Below are 16,985 nucleotides of genomic sequence, written 5' to 3'. Positions count from 1 at the left end.
TTATTCAAAACCAAAAATGCTTTATTTTAGAAAATATATTTTTAATTTTGCTTTTTTCAAGTTTTTCTTTCCAGTTGACATCAAATTTTTCACTAGAGTTTTCTATACTTTTATATGGAGTATTTACTACGGCTTTAAATGGGCCGGTTCCTCTTTCCAAATAATAAATTTCTGATTCATCTCTGAATTGACGACTAAAAAATATTTTCACAACAGTTTTGTCTAAAGTTGATGATTTGATGTTGCAATCTGCCCATTTTGGAGTTTTTCCATTTTTATATAATAATTCAATAACCTGTTCAAAAGAGATTTCTTTATTTTCTAATTTATTCCATGTTTTTAAGTATTCATTTTCATCTTTCGTCAAATGTCCACTCACATTTCTTTCACTTGGTTCTAAAACAAATTTGTAGTTTTCAGAAATATCATTAAAGCAAAACTCTTCCGTTAAATCACGAAGATGAACTAATAAAAGTTTGAAATTTTCTATAAATTTTTCTTTTGTCATTTATACACGATTTAATAGTTTGTCGATAATGCGTAGCCTATATTAATTTAAATAATTAAAAAATCTTTTCTTCTAAGAAAAACTATGATACTATGTATTTAAATAGTATCTCCATAAATAACTACAAATCCTTCAATACAGGATAAACCTTTTTAAACTTCACAAAAGCATCTTCATATACCTTTTTATGCACAGGATTCGGTAGAAAAGTCTTTCCGGTTTTGCTTTCGGTGGTTATGTCAATTCCTAAAGATTTCATCCCTATCAAAACAGCTCCCCAGGCAGAACCTTCAATGGTTTGCGAGGTTTCTACTGTCATCTGAAAAATATCTGCAACCATTTGAAGCCACAATTCACTTTTTCCAAATCCACCGCTGGCCATGACTTTGGTTTGTTTTCGTTTTTCGGGATCAGGAAGCAGAATTTCTGTGATTTGGAACAATCCAAACAAAATACCTTCCAGAGTTGCCTTTACCAAATGCGCTTGCGTATGTGTAATCTGCATTCCTAAAATTGTACCTTGGGCAGAAGCATCCCAGATTGGCGCTCTTTCACCCAATAAATAAGGTACGAAAAGCAAACCTTCAGAACCGGCAGGGATTTTTTCTGCTGCTGAAAAAAGGACTTCGAAAGATTTGTCTGTTTTTAATAACGTTTCACGAAGCCATTGCAGGACAATTGCACCATTATTAACAGCTCCCAAAGTCAGGTATTGGTTATCCATCAAATGGTAACATTGGGTACGCATGTGTTCATCCAGATATGGCTTGTCAATAGGCAATCGCACTGCACCGCTTGTACCAATGGTCAAAGCCATACAATTTTTATTCATCGCTCCGGTTCCCAAATTAGCCAAGGCCCCATCTCCACCTCCAATGACGTACAGAAAATCATCTGAAATGCCTTTGCATTGGTGTGTTACCTCACAAACAGCGGATAATTGTTCGGTTTTTATGTTTAAAAAATCAAGCACTTTATCATCCCATTTTAAAGTATGAATATTCAATAACCCCGTACCGGAAGCCATTGAAGTATCCGTACAATATTCATGGGTCAGATGATGCCAGACATATTCTTTAATGCTAATGAATTTATATGTTTTCAAAAAAATATCTGAGTCAAATTCCTTCAACCAGGTTATTTTAGTCATAGGTGAAAAAGGATGAATCGGAATCCCGGTTTTTTGATAAAAATACTTCCCTTTTTCAGAGTTTTTTAGCTCTTCTGCAATTCCCATCGCTCTGTTATCTGCCCATAAAATTGCATCTGTTAAAGGTTTTCCGGTTTGATCAATAGCAACAATACTTTGCATAGCCGAACTAAAACTGATAAACTCCGGCTGAATATCTTTTGTAATTTTTTTGATACATTCTAAAACCGTTTCTAAAATTTCCTGTGGATGCTGCACACTCCAATTTGGTTTGGGATGATACATAGCATACGGATGTGAAACCTGCCTGATTACATTTCCGTGTACATCAAAACAGATTGCTTTTGTGGCCGTGGTTCCTATATCGATTCCTATATAAAGTTTTTCCATTTTTTTATTTAATCCATAAATTCAGCAGTAATACGCCTATTAGTCCCATTACCCCAATAATGGTTTCCATTACGGTCCAGGTTTTAAAAGTATCTGAAACACTAATTCCAAAATATTCCTTGAACATCCAGAATCCGGTATCGTTGACATGCGAACACATCAAACTTCCTGCGCCAATCGAAAGCACCATTAATTCCGGACTTACACCCGAAGCAACAACCAGAGGCTGTACAATTCCTGCTGCTGTTAAGCCGGCCACCGTTGCAGAACCTAAGGCAATCCTGATTATTGTTGCAATCAGCCAGCCTAAAACCAGCGGAGACAGCGATGACTTTTCGAAAAACTGACTCAAATCTGTCCCCATTCCGCTATCGATCAGGACTTGTTTAAAAGCACCTCCTGCCCCAATAATTAAAATGATCATCGTGGCAGAACTCATAGCACTACCCGATTTATCCATAATATCCTGCATTTTTCTTCCTCGGAAAATCCCTAATGAAAATATCGCAAAAAGCACTGCAATCAGCATCGAAGTGGTTGGGTTTCCTATAAAAAGTAAAACTGAACGCAATGTACTTTCTTCCGGTAAAGCCAATTCGCTGAAGGTTGCCATTCCCATTAAAAAAACCGGAACCAATGCTGTTACAATACTAATTCCGAACGAAGGCATTTCGGCTTCTGTAAACGTTTTGCTTTCGAATAACCCTTTTGGCGGAAAAGCATTGATTTTTTTAATGAATTCTGGAAACACGATTCCGGCAGCAAAAAGTGAAGGCAGGGCTACTAAAAGTCCGTAAATAAGAGTTTTGCCAATATTCGCTTTAAAAATAACCGCAATGGCAGTTGGTCCCGGATGCGGAGGTAAAAAACCATGTGTGATGGAAAGTGCTGAGGCCATCGCAATACCGAGATAAATAATCGGCTGTTTAGTGCTTTTGGCTACAGCAAAAACCATCGGGATCAAAATAATGAAACCTGCATTATAAAACATCGAAATCCCAACTGAGAAACCGGTAATCACCATCGCCCATTTGATGTGCCTGACCCCGAAAGAACGAATCATTACCGAACTAATTCGCTGAGCGGCTCCACTGTCTGAAAGCAGATTTCCTAATACAACTCCAAAAGCAATAATCAAAATCAAAGAACCTAACGTGCTTCCGACTCCCAGCTGAATGGAATTAATCAAATCCGTAAAAGACATTTCCTTAGCGATTCCCACAAAAAAGGCCGCAATAATCAAGGCAATAAAAGCATTAAGTTTAACCCCGGAAATCAGGATTAATAATAAAAGAATACTGGTAATCAGAATCAGTAATGACATAGGTTTCGAAATGATAAATGAATACTATTCTTTGGGTGTAAATGTGTTAAACACATAGAATCATAGATTTTGTAAACTCATTAATAAGCGTTTCACTTATTTAAAAACTCATAGCTATGTGTTGAGAAATAAGTTTCTCTTTTATATTTTCAAAAAAAGAAAAACCTATGTTTCTATATGTTTAAATTAAACGTTTAAACTATAATTCGCTTTTTTCAACAGCATGTCCTCCAAACTCGTTTCGAAGTGCCGCCACCACTTTTCCTGAAAATGTATCCGACATTTGCGAACGGTAACGCATCATGATCGAAAGTGCAATTACCGGAGTTGGAACGCCTAAATCCAGTGCGGTTTCGAGTGTCCATTTCCCTTCGCCTGAGGAGTGCATAATTCCTTTTATTCCGTCTAGTCGGGCGTCTTTTGAAAAAGCATTTCCTGTCAGTTCCATCAGCCAGCTGCGTACTACTGAACCGTGATTGAAAAGTTTAGCCGTTTTTTGAAAATCGATATCAAATTCGGAATGCTCAAAAACCTCAAATCCTTCTGCGATAGACTGCATCATCCCGTATTCAATACCGTTGTGGACCATTTTGGTAAAATGCCCGCTTCCGGCAGCTCCGGTGTACAGAAAGCCGTTTTCAACTGAAATGTCTTTAAAAACTCCTGCTACATAATCGAATACATCGGCATCACCGCCAATCATGGTACAGGCACCGTTTAATGCTCCAGAAGTTCCACCAGAAGTTCCGCAGTCCAGAAAATCAATTCCATGTTCTTTTAGCTGGGCATAACGGCGTTTGGAATCGTTGTAATTCGAATTTCCGCCATCAATAATGATATCATTTTTGGATAAATATGGAAGTAATGAAGTAATTACCCCATCTACAATTTCGCCCGCCGGAACCATAAGCCAAATGACTCTTCTGTCGGTTAGTTTTTGGCAGAGTTCTTCAACAGTATAAGCAGTTTCAATTCCTTCCTGACCTATTTTTGACACAAAATCAGTGTTGACATCTTGTGCCACAACCTGATAGTTGTTACGTTTTAAATTCAAGGCGAGATTAAATCCCATTTTTCCCAGTCCTATTATTCCTACTTGCATGTGTGTGGTTTTTGTATTTGTTTCGTAAAAATATTACTTTCAATTAATTATGGGTTGTTATTTGTGATTTTAATTTTTGGGATTTGGGTTGAATATGTTAAATAACCTAAATATTTAGTAAAGGAAAAACCATTTCCTTTCGAAGAATACCTTTCAATAAAAAACTTTAAAAAGATAGTTATAAAACGTACTAAAATGCTGATCTTAAATTTGTCTATCCATCCACCTATTTAATTTTTATTAACTCAAAAAAGTATCAAATCTAAGAATAATCTTAAATGCACTACTAAATCTGCAAAATATTTAAGATTTCGTAGTTATTTCCTTGATTATATGACATTTTAAGTTGTATTTTCGCCGGGCAAAAAATACGTTATTGATAATTCTTTATTCTAATTAATATCAGACTTTCAGGCAATAAACCTGAATGGATCTGTACTTTTTTTTATGATTTATAAATAAAAAAGAGTTCAAAAAAGTAAACTATATCCTAAATATATTAAATATTAAAAGCCTAAATCTATGAAACAAAATTACATTTTAGCATCATTACTTATGTTACTGTCTACAGCTCTAAATGCACAGTCAACTAACGCTCTAAATTTTGACGGTGTTAATGATGTTGTTGCTATTAACAATGTTACAACTTCATCATTTACATTAGAAGCCAACATTAAATTGTTAAACAATTCACCTACAGGATCTGTTGCTTATCAAGGAGCCGGAATCATGGATTCTGATGTTGGAGGTTATGCCAATGATTTTGCTTTCTCCGTTTTAAACAATAAATTAAGTTTTTGGGATGGAAGTCTTAATCAAACCGTAAACGGTAATATTAATCTTTTTGATGGAAACTGGCATCATGTTGCCCTTGTTAGAGATGCTAATGTTGGAGCTGCTCTTTATGTTGACGGTGTTTTGGATAATCAGTCAAACAGTCCTAGTTCAACTATTTTGAATGCAAATCCTAAAATATATATAGGTGCGGCATTTATCGACAACAGATACCTGAATGTAGATATAGCCGAAGTACGTATTTGGAGTACAGCCAGAACGGCGACTGAAATCAATTCCAATAAATCTACCAGACTAACTTTACCACAGACAGATTTAATCTCTTATTATAAATTCAATCAGGGAATTGCCAATGGAAGCAACACTTCAGAAACTAGTCTGATTGATGAACTCGGTTCTAATAATGGAACACTTTATAATTTTACTTTGACCGGTACATCTTCAAACTGGATAGGAAGTACACTGACATTGTCAACAGACAAGTTTAATGGAACAAATAATAGCTTACAATTATATCCAAACCCTTCGTCAGATTTTATTCAGGTTTCAGAATTAACTCAAACTGGAAGTTATAAAATATATACTGTTTCTGGTACCGAAGTAAAAACCGGAACTGTTGACAGCAGTACAAAAATCAACATTCAAAGTCTGACTAACGGAGCTTACTTCTTAAAATTGAATAGTGGCAATACTCTCAAATTTATCAAAAAGTAAACGTTTATAAACAACAAAAAACAGCCTCATTTAAGAAATTAAATGGGGCTGTTTTTTATAATAGTTCTAAAAACAGCTATTTTATTTTTTTTTACAACTAAGCTGTTCTCCCGGATTCTGATTTGTATTTTAATATGAAAATACTTTTCATTCTTTCTCCATGTTTTCGAATGACTTTAGTATATTTAGCAGATGAAATTATTTTCATTTCATAATAAACCTTTAAAAATTTCATTATGAATCACTCCAAACTTAAAATAAAAACACTTCCTTTCTTCGTAATCTGTTTCGCCTTTACAAATTTTATATATTCTCAAATATCAGAAAATCACAATTTAATAGCCAAGGGGGCGGTTCTCACAAAATTATCAGATCAATACAGTTTTACAGAAGGACCTGCTGCCGATAAAAAGGGCAATATTTATTTTACCGACCAGCCTAATAACCGAATCATGAAATGGTCGGTTGATGGTGTGCTTTCTGTTTATATGGAAAATGCGGGAAGAGCGAACGGCATGTATTTTGACCGCGAAGGCAATCTTTTGGCCTGCGCCGATGAGAAAAATGAAATCTGGAAAATTGATCCAAACAAAAATGTTACGGTATTGGTAAATGATTTTGAAGGCAAAAGACTCAATGGCCCGAATGATCTTTGGGTTGACCCGAAAGGCGGTATTTACTTTACAGATCCTTTTTACAAACGTGATTACTGGAAACATACTTCCAAAGAAATAGAAAAAGAATGCGTTTATTATTTATCTCCTAATAAAACTAAAATTACCAACGTTGCCAGCGACCTGATAAAACCCAACGGCATTATAGGAACTTCGGATGGAAAAATGCTGTACGTTGCTGATATTGAAGCAAACAAAACCTACTCGTATAAAATCAACAATGATGGTTCATTAGGCGAAAAAACACTTTTTACCGAATCCGGTTCAGATGGAATCACGATTGATGAAGCTGGGAATATTTACTTAACCGGAAAAGGCGTTTCAGTTTTTAATCCAAAGGGAGAAAAAATTGCTCACATTGATGTAAAAGAACCCTGGACTGCGAATGTATGCTTTGGAGGAAAAAAATTCAAAACCTTATTTATTACTGCAGGTAAAAGCGTTTATACTTTAGAGATGAACATTCGGGGAATGAAATAATTTGAGATCTCTTCTAAATCCTGATATTTCTTTCTAAACCCACTTTAGGAAATTTCTCCGACTTCTAATTTCCAATTAATTTGGGCGTGACCACATTTAGAAAAGGCGCCACTTAGCATTGCGTTTATATGCGCCTTTACTAAATGCGGTCGGGCTATCCGCACTACTTCGGTAGTTACTCCTATCCCTCACGCAAAAAAAACCATAAAAAAAATCACATCAAAATTTGCGTAGTTAAATAACTACACATATATTTGTAGTCAAATAACTTCATAATGAATTTAAGACGAGACGTATTTCAAGCTATTGCCGACCCGACTAGAAGGTCGATCCTGTTGCTGCTCACGACACAATCGATGACAGCCGGAGCCATTGCTTCTAATTTTAATACAGCAAGACCCACTGTTTCCAAACATCTGCAAATTTTAACCGAATGTGAATTACTGAGGCAAGAACAGCAAGGCAGGGAAATTTATTATCATTTTAATCCCAATAAAATGAAAGAAATAGCCGAGTTTATTGAACCCTTCCGTAAAATGTGGGACACTAAATTCAATAAATTGGAAGAAGTCATGAAAAATTATAAAAAAGACTAACATGGAAGAAAAAACAAAAGTACATGCCGAAGACGGCAAACAGGAATTAACCATAATCCGGGAATTTGACCTGCCTGTAGAATTGGTCTTCAAAGCCTATTCTGAAGCAGCCCTTTTTGAACAATGGATGGGCACAAAAGTGCTCAAACTTGAAAGCAAAAAACACGGCAGTTATGCCTTCGAAACTTCCTACGATGGAAATGTGGTATTCAGGGCAAATGGCGTAATTCACGAGTTTGTCTTAAACGAAAAAATCACAAGAACCTTTGAAATGGAAAACACGCCGTTTCCGGTTCAGCTGGAATACCTTGAATTTGAAAAACGGACAGAGACCACCAGCATACTTACCATGCAGATTGTGTTTAAATCGATAGAATTCAGGGACCAGCTGCTTAAAATGCCGTTTGCTCAGGGAATCAATATGGCACACAACCGACTTCAGGAAATTGTATCATCACTAAAGTAATATCGCAATGACAAAAAGAAACAAAATTATTTATTGGATTACTACCATTTGGTTAGCATTAGGAATGGTTTCAACCGGAATCGTACAGCTTATTAAACTGAAAGAAGAAGTCGACAAAACAAGTTTACATTTAGGTTACCCGGTTTACTTCCTCACTATTATTGGAATCTGGAAATTACTGGGTTCAATTGCAGTGCTGCTTCCAAAATTAGGATTACTAAAAGAGTGGGCTTATGCCGGTTTTTTCTTTGTGATGACAGGTGCGATTTTCTCTCATTTTGCGGTTGGCGATGTTGCTATAGAATGTTTTGGACCAACGTTACTTTTATTGCTTACCTTTTTGTCGTGGCATTTCAGGCCTGCTGATCGAAAAGTATTCACCGTTACCTCAAATCCTTCTTAATCACCAAATACTTCAAATCGGTTTTCCCAACATTGCTGATTCCGTGTTCCGCATTTGGAGGGCAATAAAAACTGGTATTTGGTCCGGCTGTGACCGTTTTTCCGTCAAGAAAGAATTCGGCAGTGCCTTCCAGGATATAGAAGAATTCTTCTTCAGGATGATGATGCGGCGCGTGGGTTGATTTCCCAGGCTCGACGATACTCATTTTGAGCGTATTTTCCTGAGTGAAATTTTTATCGGCAAACCAATATTGATACCCCACCTTTGTTTTTGTGGCTTTGTTTAGATCAAAATGATTCACACAATTTTCAATCGAATATTTTATTTCTGCAGAGGTTCTTTGTTTTTTAGTTTCCTGAGCTTGGGTTGATTGTATAATTAAAGTAAAAATCGCAATTTTTATAACTGTCGTTGGTTTCATTTTTTATTTTTTTCTGTAATAATACAAAAAAATGACATGGATACAGTACTTTAAATCACTCCAAAACGTTCCACAATGCTGACAGAAGTTTTAGAAGAACAAAATATGAATATGTTTGGGCGTAATACAAAGCCATAAAAATCACAGTTAATTATATTACTCTAAATTTAAAATTGCATGCAGGATTAATTGAACTACCTTTATCAAAAACACAAATGAACAAAGGTGGTCCAATTATTATTATTGAAGACGATTTAGATGACCAGGATATTTTAACTGATGTATTTAATGAACTTGATTATAAAAATGAAATTATCTTTTTTGCTGAGGGCGAAAAAGCTTTAGAATATTTAACTACCACAGAAATTGAGCCTTTTATCATTTTTTCAGACATTAATATGCCTAAGCTAAGTGGAATTGAACTGCGGGAAAAAATCCATCAAAATGAAGATTTAAGACTTAAGTCCATTCCATACTTGTTCTTTACTACAAGCGCAGAACAAAGGCATGTTGTGGATGCTTATTCTAAATCTATTCAGGGATTTTTTGTAAAGCCTACTGATTACAATCAAATCAAACAAACAATTAAAACAATTGTAAGCTATTGGGAAGCATGTGTATCCCCAAACTATGTAAAATAAATACACCGCAAACAAATAGAACACTAAAAGTTTGATATCCGGAATTGATTCATTTAATACATAGATAGTTATTTTCTGTGAAAATTATGAAAACAATAATTCCTTTTATCTAGCCCAGATCGAAACGGCATCCTTTTATGGCGGGGTTCGCCATAAAAGATATAGTGAAGAGCGGGACAAAACGTCTTGAAAAACGAAAAATCTCCTGCTCCTAAAAATATTTAAAATCAAAAAACCTTGATTAAAACAATGTTTCCCAAGCTTTTTTAAAGAAGCTTATTGTACGATAAGAAAATATTATAATAAAATTATGGTGTAATTCGAAAAACCGCCTTACATTTGCCTAACGGTGTTAAACAATTTAATACTTATTCAAAATGGCTAGTAAAGATCGTATTTTAAGACAAAAAGAAGAGACAAGAAATAATATTCTTGGCGCTGCTTATGATATCGTGAAAGAAGAAGGCTGGACTGGTTTGAGTATGCGTAAAATTGCCGACAGAATCGAATATACTGCTCCCATCATATATGAGTACTTCTCAAATAAAGATGCCATATTAAGAGAGTTAACCGGTAAAGGTTTCCTTAAATTAGGCAAAGAGCTGGAAGATGCCAAAGCTAAGTTTGACAAACCGGAAGAGCAGATTGAAGCCATGTGGATGGCCTATTGGGATTTTGCCTTTACGGATACCGAAATGTACCAGGTAATGTTTGGTGTGCAGATGAACTGCTGTTCTGAACAATGTGATGCTGCAAAAACACCTTATAAATTATTTACTTCGGTCATTGCAGAAATCATGAAAAACAGCAACCCGACTGAAGAAGTTATCAAACAAAAGTATTTTACTTTCTTTTCGGTCATTCATGGTCTGATTGCGATTAATATTATCAACAAAAGCATTTCGCTGGACACTATTAACGGACAGATTCTTAAAGATGCAATTGGCGGTATCATAAAGTCAATACAATAAAAAAAATTTCATTTTAACTTAACAGGGGTAAATGATTTAATAGGTAATTTAGCTAATACTTTTTTTTACTCTTTTACTTAACAGTGATAAATAATTTAACTAACATAAAAATAAGTTTCTTTAGCTTATTACTTAACACTGATAAATAATTTAATGACTATTATAAAATAGATTTGAAACACATCATTATATGGAATTTTACACTTTTTTACTTAACAGTGTTAGAAAAATAAACAAGCTTAAATATGAATTCAAATAATACTATAAATAAATTTTTTAAAAACGAGAATGTCCAACAAATTAAAACCAATATTAAGATGAAAAATGTAATTATAACCAGCTTTATTCTGGCACTAGTTCTTAGTAGCTGCGCCGATAAATCGCAGGCTCCGGCCGCTGCACCCGCTCCTGTATTGCCGGTTATGGCCATAACAAGCGAAAATACTACTACTGACAATGAATACCCTGCTTCTATACAAGGAACTGTAGATGTGGAGATTCGTCCGCAGGTAAGCGGAAACCTTGACCGTGTTTTGGTAGATGAAGGAGCTTATGTAAGCAAAGGCCAGACTTTGTTCAAAATAAACGAACGTCCGTTTCGTGAGCAGTTAAACAATGCTTTGGCAAGCCTTCACGCTGCTGAAGCCGCTTTGATCAACTCACAATTAGAAGTGGATAAATTAACTCCTTTAGTACAAAACAAAGTAGTTTCTGATTATCAGTTAAAAACGGCTAAAGCTTCTCAAAAAATTGCTGCTGCTAATATTGAACAGGCAAAAGCCATGGTTGCTTCTGCTAAAATCAATTTAGGATATACGAATGTTACTGCTCCGGTAAGCGGATACATCGGAAGATTGCCTAAAAAACAAGGAAGTCTGGTTTCTGCTTCAGATATTGAACCTTTAACTACACTTTCAGATGTTCATGAAGTTTTTGCTTATTTCTCTTTAGGTGAAACAGATTTTATCAACTTCAAATCACAATATGCAGGAAACAGCATTGGAGACAAAATCAAAAAATTACCTCCTGTTTCTTTAATCTTAGCTGATAACAACGCTTATCCTCAAACAGGAAAAATTGACATGGTAGACGGTCAGTTTGATAAAACTACAGGTGCTATTACGTTGAGAGCAACTTTCCCAAATGTAAACGGAACTTTACGTTCTGGGAATACAGGAAGAATCCGTTTAGGACTACAGCATGATGATGCTATTCTTGTTCCACAATCGGCTACGATTGAAATGCAGGATAAAGTTTTTGTCTTTACAGTAAACAAAGACAACAAGGTTACAAAAATGCCAATTACTGTTGTAGGTAAAAGCGGTACCAACTATCTGATTAAAGATGGTGTACAAGCTGGTGACCAAATTGTATTAAGCGGTATTGACAAACTTCAGGAAGGTCAGGTGATCCAGCCTGAGAAAGGTGCTGCTAAGGTTGCTCAAATAACTAACAAAAAATAATTTTTACGAAAATGTTCAAAATATTTATACAAAGACCCGTACTGGCAACCGTAATCTCCATTTTACTGGTGATTCTGGGAGTACTTGGACTTACGAAATTGCCTTTACAACAGTTTCCTGATATTGCGCCACCATCGGTTTTGGTAACGGCGGTATATCCCGGAGCTAACGCAGAAACGGTTTTACGTTCTGTGGCACCATCTCTGGAAGAATCTATAAATGGTGTTGAGAATATGACTTATATGAGTTCAACTGCCAGTAATGATGGTACGTTAGCGATTACCGTTTTCTTTAAATTAGGTACAGATGCCGATCAGGCTGCTGTAAACGTTCAGAACAGGGTTGCTCAGGCGACAAGTCAGTTGCCTGCAGAGGTTGTTCAGCAAGGTGTAATTACGGCAAAACAACAAAACAGTTTTATCATGGCAATCGGTATGTATACTGATGATGAGTCAAAATATGATCAGACATTTGTTGCCAATTATGCTCAAATTAATATTATTCCGGAGATTAAACGTATTCCGGGTGTAGGTTCTGCCAGTATTTTTGGTGGTGTAAAAGATTACTCTATGCGTGTTTGGTTAAATCCAACACAAATGGCAACTCACAATGTTACACCAAGCGAAGTTATGGGCGCTATTCAGGATAAAAGTCTGGAAGCGGCTCCAGGTAAATTTGGTGAAAGAAGTAAAGAGGTTTTCGAATATGTAATTAAATACAAAGGAAAACTAACCAAACCTGAAGATTATCAAAATATTGCCATTCGTTCTAACGCAGATGGTTCTGTCCTGCGTTTAAAAGATGTGGCAAGAGTTGAATTGGGCGCTTATTCTTATAACAGTTTAACACGTCTGAATGGTAAAAAAGGAATTGTAATCGGAGTTATTCAGTTAGCAGGTTCAAATTCTAATGATATTCAGATTGCGATTAATAAAATGATGGAAAAAGCTTCAAAAGATTTTCCAAATGGTATTAAACATAACATTTTCTATAGCACAAAAGTTTCTTTAGATCAATCTATTGAGCAAGTAGAACATACATTACTGGAAGCCTTTATCCTGGTATTTATCGTGGTATTTATCTTCTTACAGGATTTCAGATCAACATTAATCCCGGCTATTGCTGTACCTGTAGCAATTTTAGGAACGTTCTTCTTCATGCAGTTATTCGGATTCTCGATTAACCTTCTAACGCTTTTCGCATTAATTCTTGCGATTGGTATTGTGGTAGATGATGCCATTGTAGTGGTCGAAGCCGTGCATGCGAAAATGGAGCATAAACATTTGTCTCCAAAAGTAGCCACGCATGAAGCAATGCACGAAATAACGGGTGCTATTATCTCGATTACGCTGGTAATGGCTGCTGTATTCCTGCCGGTTGGTTTTATGGAAGGCTCAACAGGAGTTTTCTATCGTCAGTTTGCCTTTACGATGGCAATTGCAATTGTAATTTCGGCAGTTAACGCTTTGACTTTAAGTCCTGCCCTTGCCGCTTTATTCTTAAAGGATAATCACGCAGCGCATGATGGAAATACGCCATATGCTAAACAAGGCTTTAAAGAGAAATTCTTTATCGGATTCAATAATAGTTTCGAATCTTTGACCAACCGTTATGTTGGCGGATTAAAATTCTTAATTCGCAATAAATGGGTTAGTTTAGGAGGTTTAGCTTTAATTGCTTTCGCAACGGTTGTAATGGTAAAAACAACTCCGGCTGGATTTATTCCAACTGAAGATCAGGGATTTATTGCAATTGCAGTAAATACACCTTCGGGAACTTCGCTTGACGGAACTCAAAAAGTAATGACTGAAGCAGAAAATACTTTAAGAGGTTTAAATTCATCACGATTTGTAACTGCAATTTCAGGTTTCAACTTATTGACGAATTCTACAAGTCCGTCTTCTGCAGTTGTTTTCGTATTACTTAAACCAAACGAAGAACGTGGAGAGGTTAAAAATATTGACGAAATCATGAATGAAGTCCGCGGAAAATTAGGTGCGATTTCAGGAGGAAGTTTCTTCGTATTTAGTTTCCCGACTGTACCTGGATTTAGTAATGTTGAAGCTTTGGATTTAGTATTGCAGGATAAAACCGGAGGCAAACTGGATAAGTTTAGCGGGATTTCGCAACAATTCATTGGAGAGTTAATGAAACGTCCGGAAATTGCTGTAGCCTTTACCAGTTTCAAAGCCGATTATCCTCAATTACAATTGGATATCAATGATGCCAAAGCAGATCAGTTAGGCGTAAAAGTAAAAGACATTCTACAAACCATGCAGGCGTATTTTGGTAGTGCACAGGCATCTGACTTTAACAGATTTGGTAAATATTACAGAGTTGTAGTTCAGGCCGATATTGCAGACAGAGCAGATCCTACCGCTATTGACCGTGTGTTTGTAAAAAACAAAAATGGCGAAATGGTTCCAATAAATACCCTTGTAAAATTAAGCCGTATTTATGGTTCAGAAACCGCTTCGAGATACAACTTGTTTAACTCAATTTCGATTAATGCGATTCCGAAACCTGGATTTAGTTCGGGAGATGCCATTAAAGCAATTGAAGAAGTGGCAGCGCAACAGTTACCTGCAGGTTATAGTTATGAATTTTCAGGACAAACCCGTGAAGAAATTTCTTCAGGAGGACAATCGGCAACTATTTTCTTATTGTGCCTGATCTTTATCTATTTCTTACTTGCTGCACAGTATGAAAGTTACATCTTGCCTCTTGCTGTAATCTTATCTATCCCTGCAGGTATATTTGGAGTTTTTGTAGCAATTGGATTAACCGGTATCGAAAACAACATTTATGTACAGGTTGCCTTAGTAATGCTTATCGGATTGCTGGCCAAAAATGCGATTCTGATTGTAGAGTTCGCAGTACAAAAAAGACGATCTGGTCAGGCGTTAATAAAAGCTTCTATTGAAGCTGCAAAATTACGTTTGCGCCCAATTATCATGACGTCACTGGCCTTCGTTGTTGGATTGATTCCAATGATGAGTGCCAAAGGTCCATCGGCTCAGGGTAATCACTCTATTAGTATTGGTGCCGCCGGAGGAATGGTTTCGGGAGTAATTCTTGGGTTAATGATTATCCCGGTTTTATTTATCGTATTCCAGCATTTACAAGAAAAAGTTTCCGGAAAACCGGTAGCTGTAATTCATAACGAAGAAAAATAAATGGAAAACTATATAACGACAATTCTGATGACAATCATCGGAAGCCTAGCATACATCTCTTATAGAATTTCGAAAGACCTCGAAAGCAAAAAAGATAAATGTCCAGAAATTTAATTACGATAAAGTAAAATGAAAAATTATATAACCAAAATCGTGATGATTGCCATTTTGATCGTCACATTCATATCCTGTAAAGTTTCTAAGGATATTGAAACTCCAAAAGATGCATTCCCTGAAAATTTCAGGAGTGCATCGATTTCATCCGACACCACTAGTATCGGAGATGTGGAGTGGAAAAAATTCTTTACAGAACAGGATATTGTCAAATTAATTGATAGTGCTGTAACACGTAATAACGATTTACAAATTGCACAGAAAAACATGGAGATTGCGCAATACAGATTTACACAATCAAAATGGGGAAATGTGCCTCAGGTTAATTTATTTGTAAATGCAAGCACCAGCAATCCGTCTGACAATAGTTTTACAGGATTAAATCTAAGTCAGGCGATTGGTGCCAAACATATTGACGATTATGCTGCAGGCGCTTCACTTTCATGGGAAGCAGACATATGGGGGAAAATCAGAAATCAGAAAAAAGGTGCTTACGCCAGTTATCTTCAGTCATCAGAAGTAAAAAAAGCATTGCAGACTACTATTGTGGCAAATGTTTCTAAAGGATATTACAATCTTCTAATGCTTGATGCACAATTGGAAATCGCTAAGAAAAATGTTCAGTTGAATGACAGTACAACCAATATCATCAAATTAAAATACGATGCAGGACAGGTTACTTCATTGGCTGTTCAACAATCTGAAGCACAAAAATTAACTGCTGCTCAATTGGTTCCTTTATTAGAACAAAATATTGCGATTCAGGAAAATGCTTTGAGTGTTTTAACAGGATCTTTTCCGAATGCGAAAGAAAGAAATACGCTTTTGACCAGTATTACAATTGAAAACAATACTAAAATTGGAATTCCATCTTCTGTAGTAAGCAGAAGACCCGATGTAAAAAGTGCAGAATTGGCTTTAAAAGCAGCAAATGCTAATGTTGGAATCACAAAAGCAGATTTATATCCTGCTTTAAGAATCACAGCGCAAGGCGGATTAAACTCTTTCGAAACGAGCAACTGGTTTAATATTCCGGCTTCTTTATTCGGAACTGTAGCCGGTGGTCTGACTCAGCCAATATTCAATAATAAAAGAGTACGAACACAATATAATATCGCTGTAGCGGAAAGAGAAAAAGCAGTTCTAAATTTCAGACAACAAGTTTTGGTTGCTGTAAGTGAAGTTGCGGATGCTATGGTTAAAGTAGAAAAATTACAACAACAGGAAACGCTTCTTCAGGAACGTGTAAAAACATTACAGACAGCTATCAGAAATGCTAATTTATTATTCAAAAATGGTATGGCTGAATATCTTGAAGTAATTACGGCACAATCGAATTTGTTACAAAGCGAATTGGAACTTGCCGACATAAAAAGACAACATTTATCTGCCAATACCGATTTATATCGCGCATTGGGCGGAGGCTGGAGATAATACCCGTTTTTTAATTATTTATTTCTGAAAGCGCTGTGAGACTTTACGTTTTGCAGCGTTTTTTATATGTATTGAAATTCAGATATTTAGACCTATTCTCTAAAATTTTGTAAGATAATTATTTAATAATTTATTAAAAGACTTATATTTGTAAAAATTTAAT

15 protein-coding genes are annotated in these 16,985 nt (G+C 35.8%); 10 read left to right on the top strand and 5 right to left on the bottom strand.

Annotation, left to right across the window (positions count from 1 at the left end):
- Nucleotides 1–4 precede the first annotated feature (4 nt).
- The 4 genes from P5P89_RS17045 to gnd form a co-directional block, all read right to left on the bottom strand.
- A complete protein-coding gene (locus tag P5P89_RS17045) occupies nucleotides 5–508 on the bottom strand; it encodes a hypothetical protein (RefSeq protein WP_278009392.1) in 504 nt (167 codons plus the stop codon).
- A gap of 121 nt (nucleotides 509–629) precedes the next feature.
- Nucleotides 630–2,048, bottom strand: coding sequence for a gluconokinase (locus P5P89_RS17040; protein ID WP_278009391.1), 1,419 nt, complete (start codon nucleotides 2,046–2,048; stop codon nucleotides 630–632).
- A 4-nt stretch (nucleotides 2,049–2,052) separates the two neighbouring features.
- The gene (locus P5P89_RS17035) at nucleotides 2,053–3,372 is read right to left on the bottom strand and encodes a gluconate:H+ symporter (protein WP_278009390.1); all 1,320 of its coding nucleotides are present in this window, start codon (nucleotides 3,370–3,372) and stop codon (nucleotides 2,053–2,055) included.
- A 199-nt stretch (nucleotides 3,373–3,571) separates the two neighbouring features.
- Nucleotides 3,572–4,474, bottom strand: coding sequence for a phosphogluconate dehydrogenase (NAD(+)-dependent, decarboxylating) (gnd, locus tag P5P89_RS17030; RefSeq protein ID WP_278009389.1), 903 nt, complete (start codon nucleotides 4,472–4,474; stop codon nucleotides 3,572–3,574).
- Between the two features lie 522 nt (nucleotides 4,475–4,996).
- On the opposite strand from gnd, the gene P5P89_RS17025 reads away from it, so the two are divergent.
- The 5 genes from P5P89_RS17025 to P5P89_RS17005 all read left to right on the top strand — a co-directional run bounded on the left by P5P89_RS17025 (nucleotide 4,997) and on the right by P5P89_RS17005 (nucleotide 8,602).
- The gene (locus tag P5P89_RS17025; RefSeq protein ID WP_278009388.1) at nucleotides 4,997–5,983 is read left to right on the top strand and encodes a LamG-like jellyroll fold domain-containing protein; all 987 of its coding nucleotides are present in this window, start codon (nucleotides 4,997–4,999) and stop codon (nucleotides 5,981–5,983) included.
- Between the two features lie 236 nt (nucleotides 5,984–6,219).
- The gene (locus P5P89_RS17020; RefSeq protein WP_278009387.1) at nucleotides 6,220–7,137 is read left to right on the top strand and encodes an SMP-30/gluconolactonase/LRE family protein; all 918 of its coding nucleotides are present in this window, start codon (nucleotides 6,220–6,222) and stop codon (nucleotides 7,135–7,137) included.
- A gap of 275 nt (nucleotides 7,138–7,412) precedes the next feature.
- Nucleotides 7,413–7,733, top strand: coding sequence for an ArsR/SmtB family transcription factor (locus tag P5P89_RS17015; protein WP_110348145.1), 321 nt, complete (start codon nucleotides 7,413–7,415; stop codon nucleotides 7,731–7,733).
- A 1-nt stretch (nucleotide 7,734) separates the two neighbouring features.
- Complete coding sequence (locus P5P89_RS17010; RefSeq protein ID WP_278009386.1) at nucleotides 7,735–8,199, top strand: SRPBCC family protein; 465 nt, start codon at nucleotides 7,735–7,737, stop codon at nucleotides 8,197–8,199.
- Nucleotides 8,200–8,206: 7 nt separating this feature from the next.
- On the top strand, nucleotides 8,207–8,602 hold the full coding sequence (locus P5P89_RS17005; protein WP_278009385.1) for a DoxX family protein: 396 nt from the start codon (nucleotides 8,207–8,209) through the stop codon (nucleotides 8,600–8,602).
- Here the strand turns inward: P5P89_RS17005 and P5P89_RS17000 are convergent.
- Complete coding sequence (locus P5P89_RS17000; RefSeq protein ID WP_223683213.1) at nucleotides 8,583–9,023, bottom strand: cupin domain-containing protein; 441 nt, start codon at nucleotides 9,021–9,023, stop codon at nucleotides 8,583–8,585. The two genes, P5P89_RS17005 and P5P89_RS17000, sit on opposite strands and share 20 nt — an antisense overlap.
- A 173-nt stretch (nucleotides 9,024–9,196) precedes the next feature.
- Here P5P89_RS17000 and P5P89_RS16995 point away from each other — a divergent pair, with 173 nt between their 5' ends.
- From P5P89_RS16995 to P5P89_RS16975, 5 genes are all read left to right on the top strand, one after another.
- Complete coding sequence (locus P5P89_RS16995) at nucleotides 9,197–9,664, top strand: response regulator (protein WP_278009384.1); 468 nt, start codon at nucleotides 9,197–9,199, stop codon at nucleotides 9,662–9,664.
- Between the two features lie 377 nt (nucleotides 9,665–10,041).
- On the top strand, nucleotides 10,042–10,635 hold the full coding sequence (locus P5P89_RS16990) for a TetR/AcrR family transcriptional regulator (RefSeq protein WP_223683211.1): 594 nt from the start codon (nucleotides 10,042–10,044) through the stop codon (nucleotides 10,633–10,635).
- Between the two features lie 317 nt (nucleotides 10,636–10,952).
- Nucleotides 10,953–12,098, top strand: coding sequence for an efflux RND transporter periplasmic adaptor subunit (locus P5P89_RS16985; RefSeq protein WP_223683210.1), 1,146 nt, complete (start codon nucleotides 10,953–10,955; stop codon nucleotides 12,096–12,098).
- Between the two features lie 11 nt (nucleotides 12,099–12,109).
- Nucleotides 12,110–15,274 carry an efflux RND transporter permease subunit gene (locus tag P5P89_RS16980; RefSeq protein WP_278009383.1) on the top strand — a complete coding sequence of 1,055 codons (3,165 nt, stop codon included), beginning with the start codon at nucleotides 12,110–12,112 and terminating at the stop codon, nucleotides 15,272–15,274.
- Nucleotides 15,275–15,403: 129 nt separating this feature from the next.
- Nucleotides 15,404–16,822, top strand: a complete 1,419-nt coding sequence (locus tag P5P89_RS16975; protein WP_278009382.1) for a TolC family protein — start codon at nucleotides 15,404–15,406, stop codon at nucleotides 16,820–16,822.
- Nucleotides 16,823–16,985 lie beyond the last annotated feature (163 nt).

This window comes from Flavobacterium gyeonganense, from assembly GCF_029625295.1.
In the GTDB taxonomy this organism is placed as follows: Bacteria; Bacteroidota; Bacteroidia; order Flavobacteriales; family Flavobacteriaceae; genus Flavobacterium; species Flavobacterium gyeonganense.
This window is presented reverse-complemented; position numbering and strand designations above follow the sequence as displayed.

Bases quoted from the DNA above. Each gene is read 5' to 3' on its own strand.
- P5P89_RS17045 (WP_278009392.1), bottom strand. From the start codon at position 508: ATGACAAAAGAAAAATTTATAGAAAATTTCAAACTTTTATTAGTTCAT.
- P5P89_RS17040 (WP_278009391.1), bottom strand. From the start codon at position 2,048: ATGGAAAAACTTTATATAGGAATCGATATAGGAACCACGGCCACAAAA.
- P5P89_RS17035 (WP_278009390.1), bottom strand. From the start codon at position 3,372: ATGTCATTACTGATTCTGATTACCAGTATTCTTTTATTATTAATCCTG.
- gnd (WP_278009389.1), bottom strand. From the start codon at position 4,474: ATGCAAGTAGGAATAATAGGACTGGGAAAAATGGGATTTAATCTCGCC.
- P5P89_RS17025 (WP_278009388.1), top strand. From the start codon at position 4,997: ATGAAACAAAATTACATTTTAGCATCATTACTTATGTTACTGTCTACA.
- P5P89_RS17020 (WP_278009387.1), top strand. From the start codon at position 6,220: ATGAATCACTCCAAACTTAAAATAAAAACACTTCCTTTCTTCGTAATC.
- P5P89_RS17015 (WP_110348145.1), top strand. From the start codon at position 7,413: ATGAATTTAAGACGAGACGTATTTCAAGCTATTGCCGACCCGACTAGA.
- P5P89_RS17010 (WP_278009386.1), top strand. From the start codon at position 7,735: ATGGAAGAAAAAACAAAAGTACATGCCGAAGACGGCAAACAGGAATTA.
- P5P89_RS17005 (WP_278009385.1), top strand. From the start codon at position 8,207: ATGACAAAAAGAAACAAAATTATTTATTGGATTACTACCATTTGGTTA.
- P5P89_RS17000 (WP_223683213.1), bottom strand. From the start codon at position 9,023: ATGAAACCAACGACAGTTATAAAAATTGCGATTTTTACTTTAATTATA.
- P5P89_RS16990 (WP_223683211.1), top strand. From the start codon at position 10,042: ATGGCTAGTAAAGATCGTATTTTAAGACAAAAAGAAGAGACAAGAAAT.
- P5P89_RS16985 (WP_223683210.1), top strand. From the start codon at position 10,953: ATGAAAAATGTAATTATAACCAGCTTTATTCTGGCACTAGTTCTTAGT.
- P5P89_RS16980 (WP_278009383.1), top strand. From the start codon at position 12,110: ATGTTCAAAATATTTATACAAAGACCCGTACTGGCAACCGTAATCTCC.
- P5P89_RS16975 (WP_278009382.1), top strand. From the start codon at position 15,404: ATGAAAAATTATATAACCAAAATCGTGATGATTGCCATTTTGATCGTC.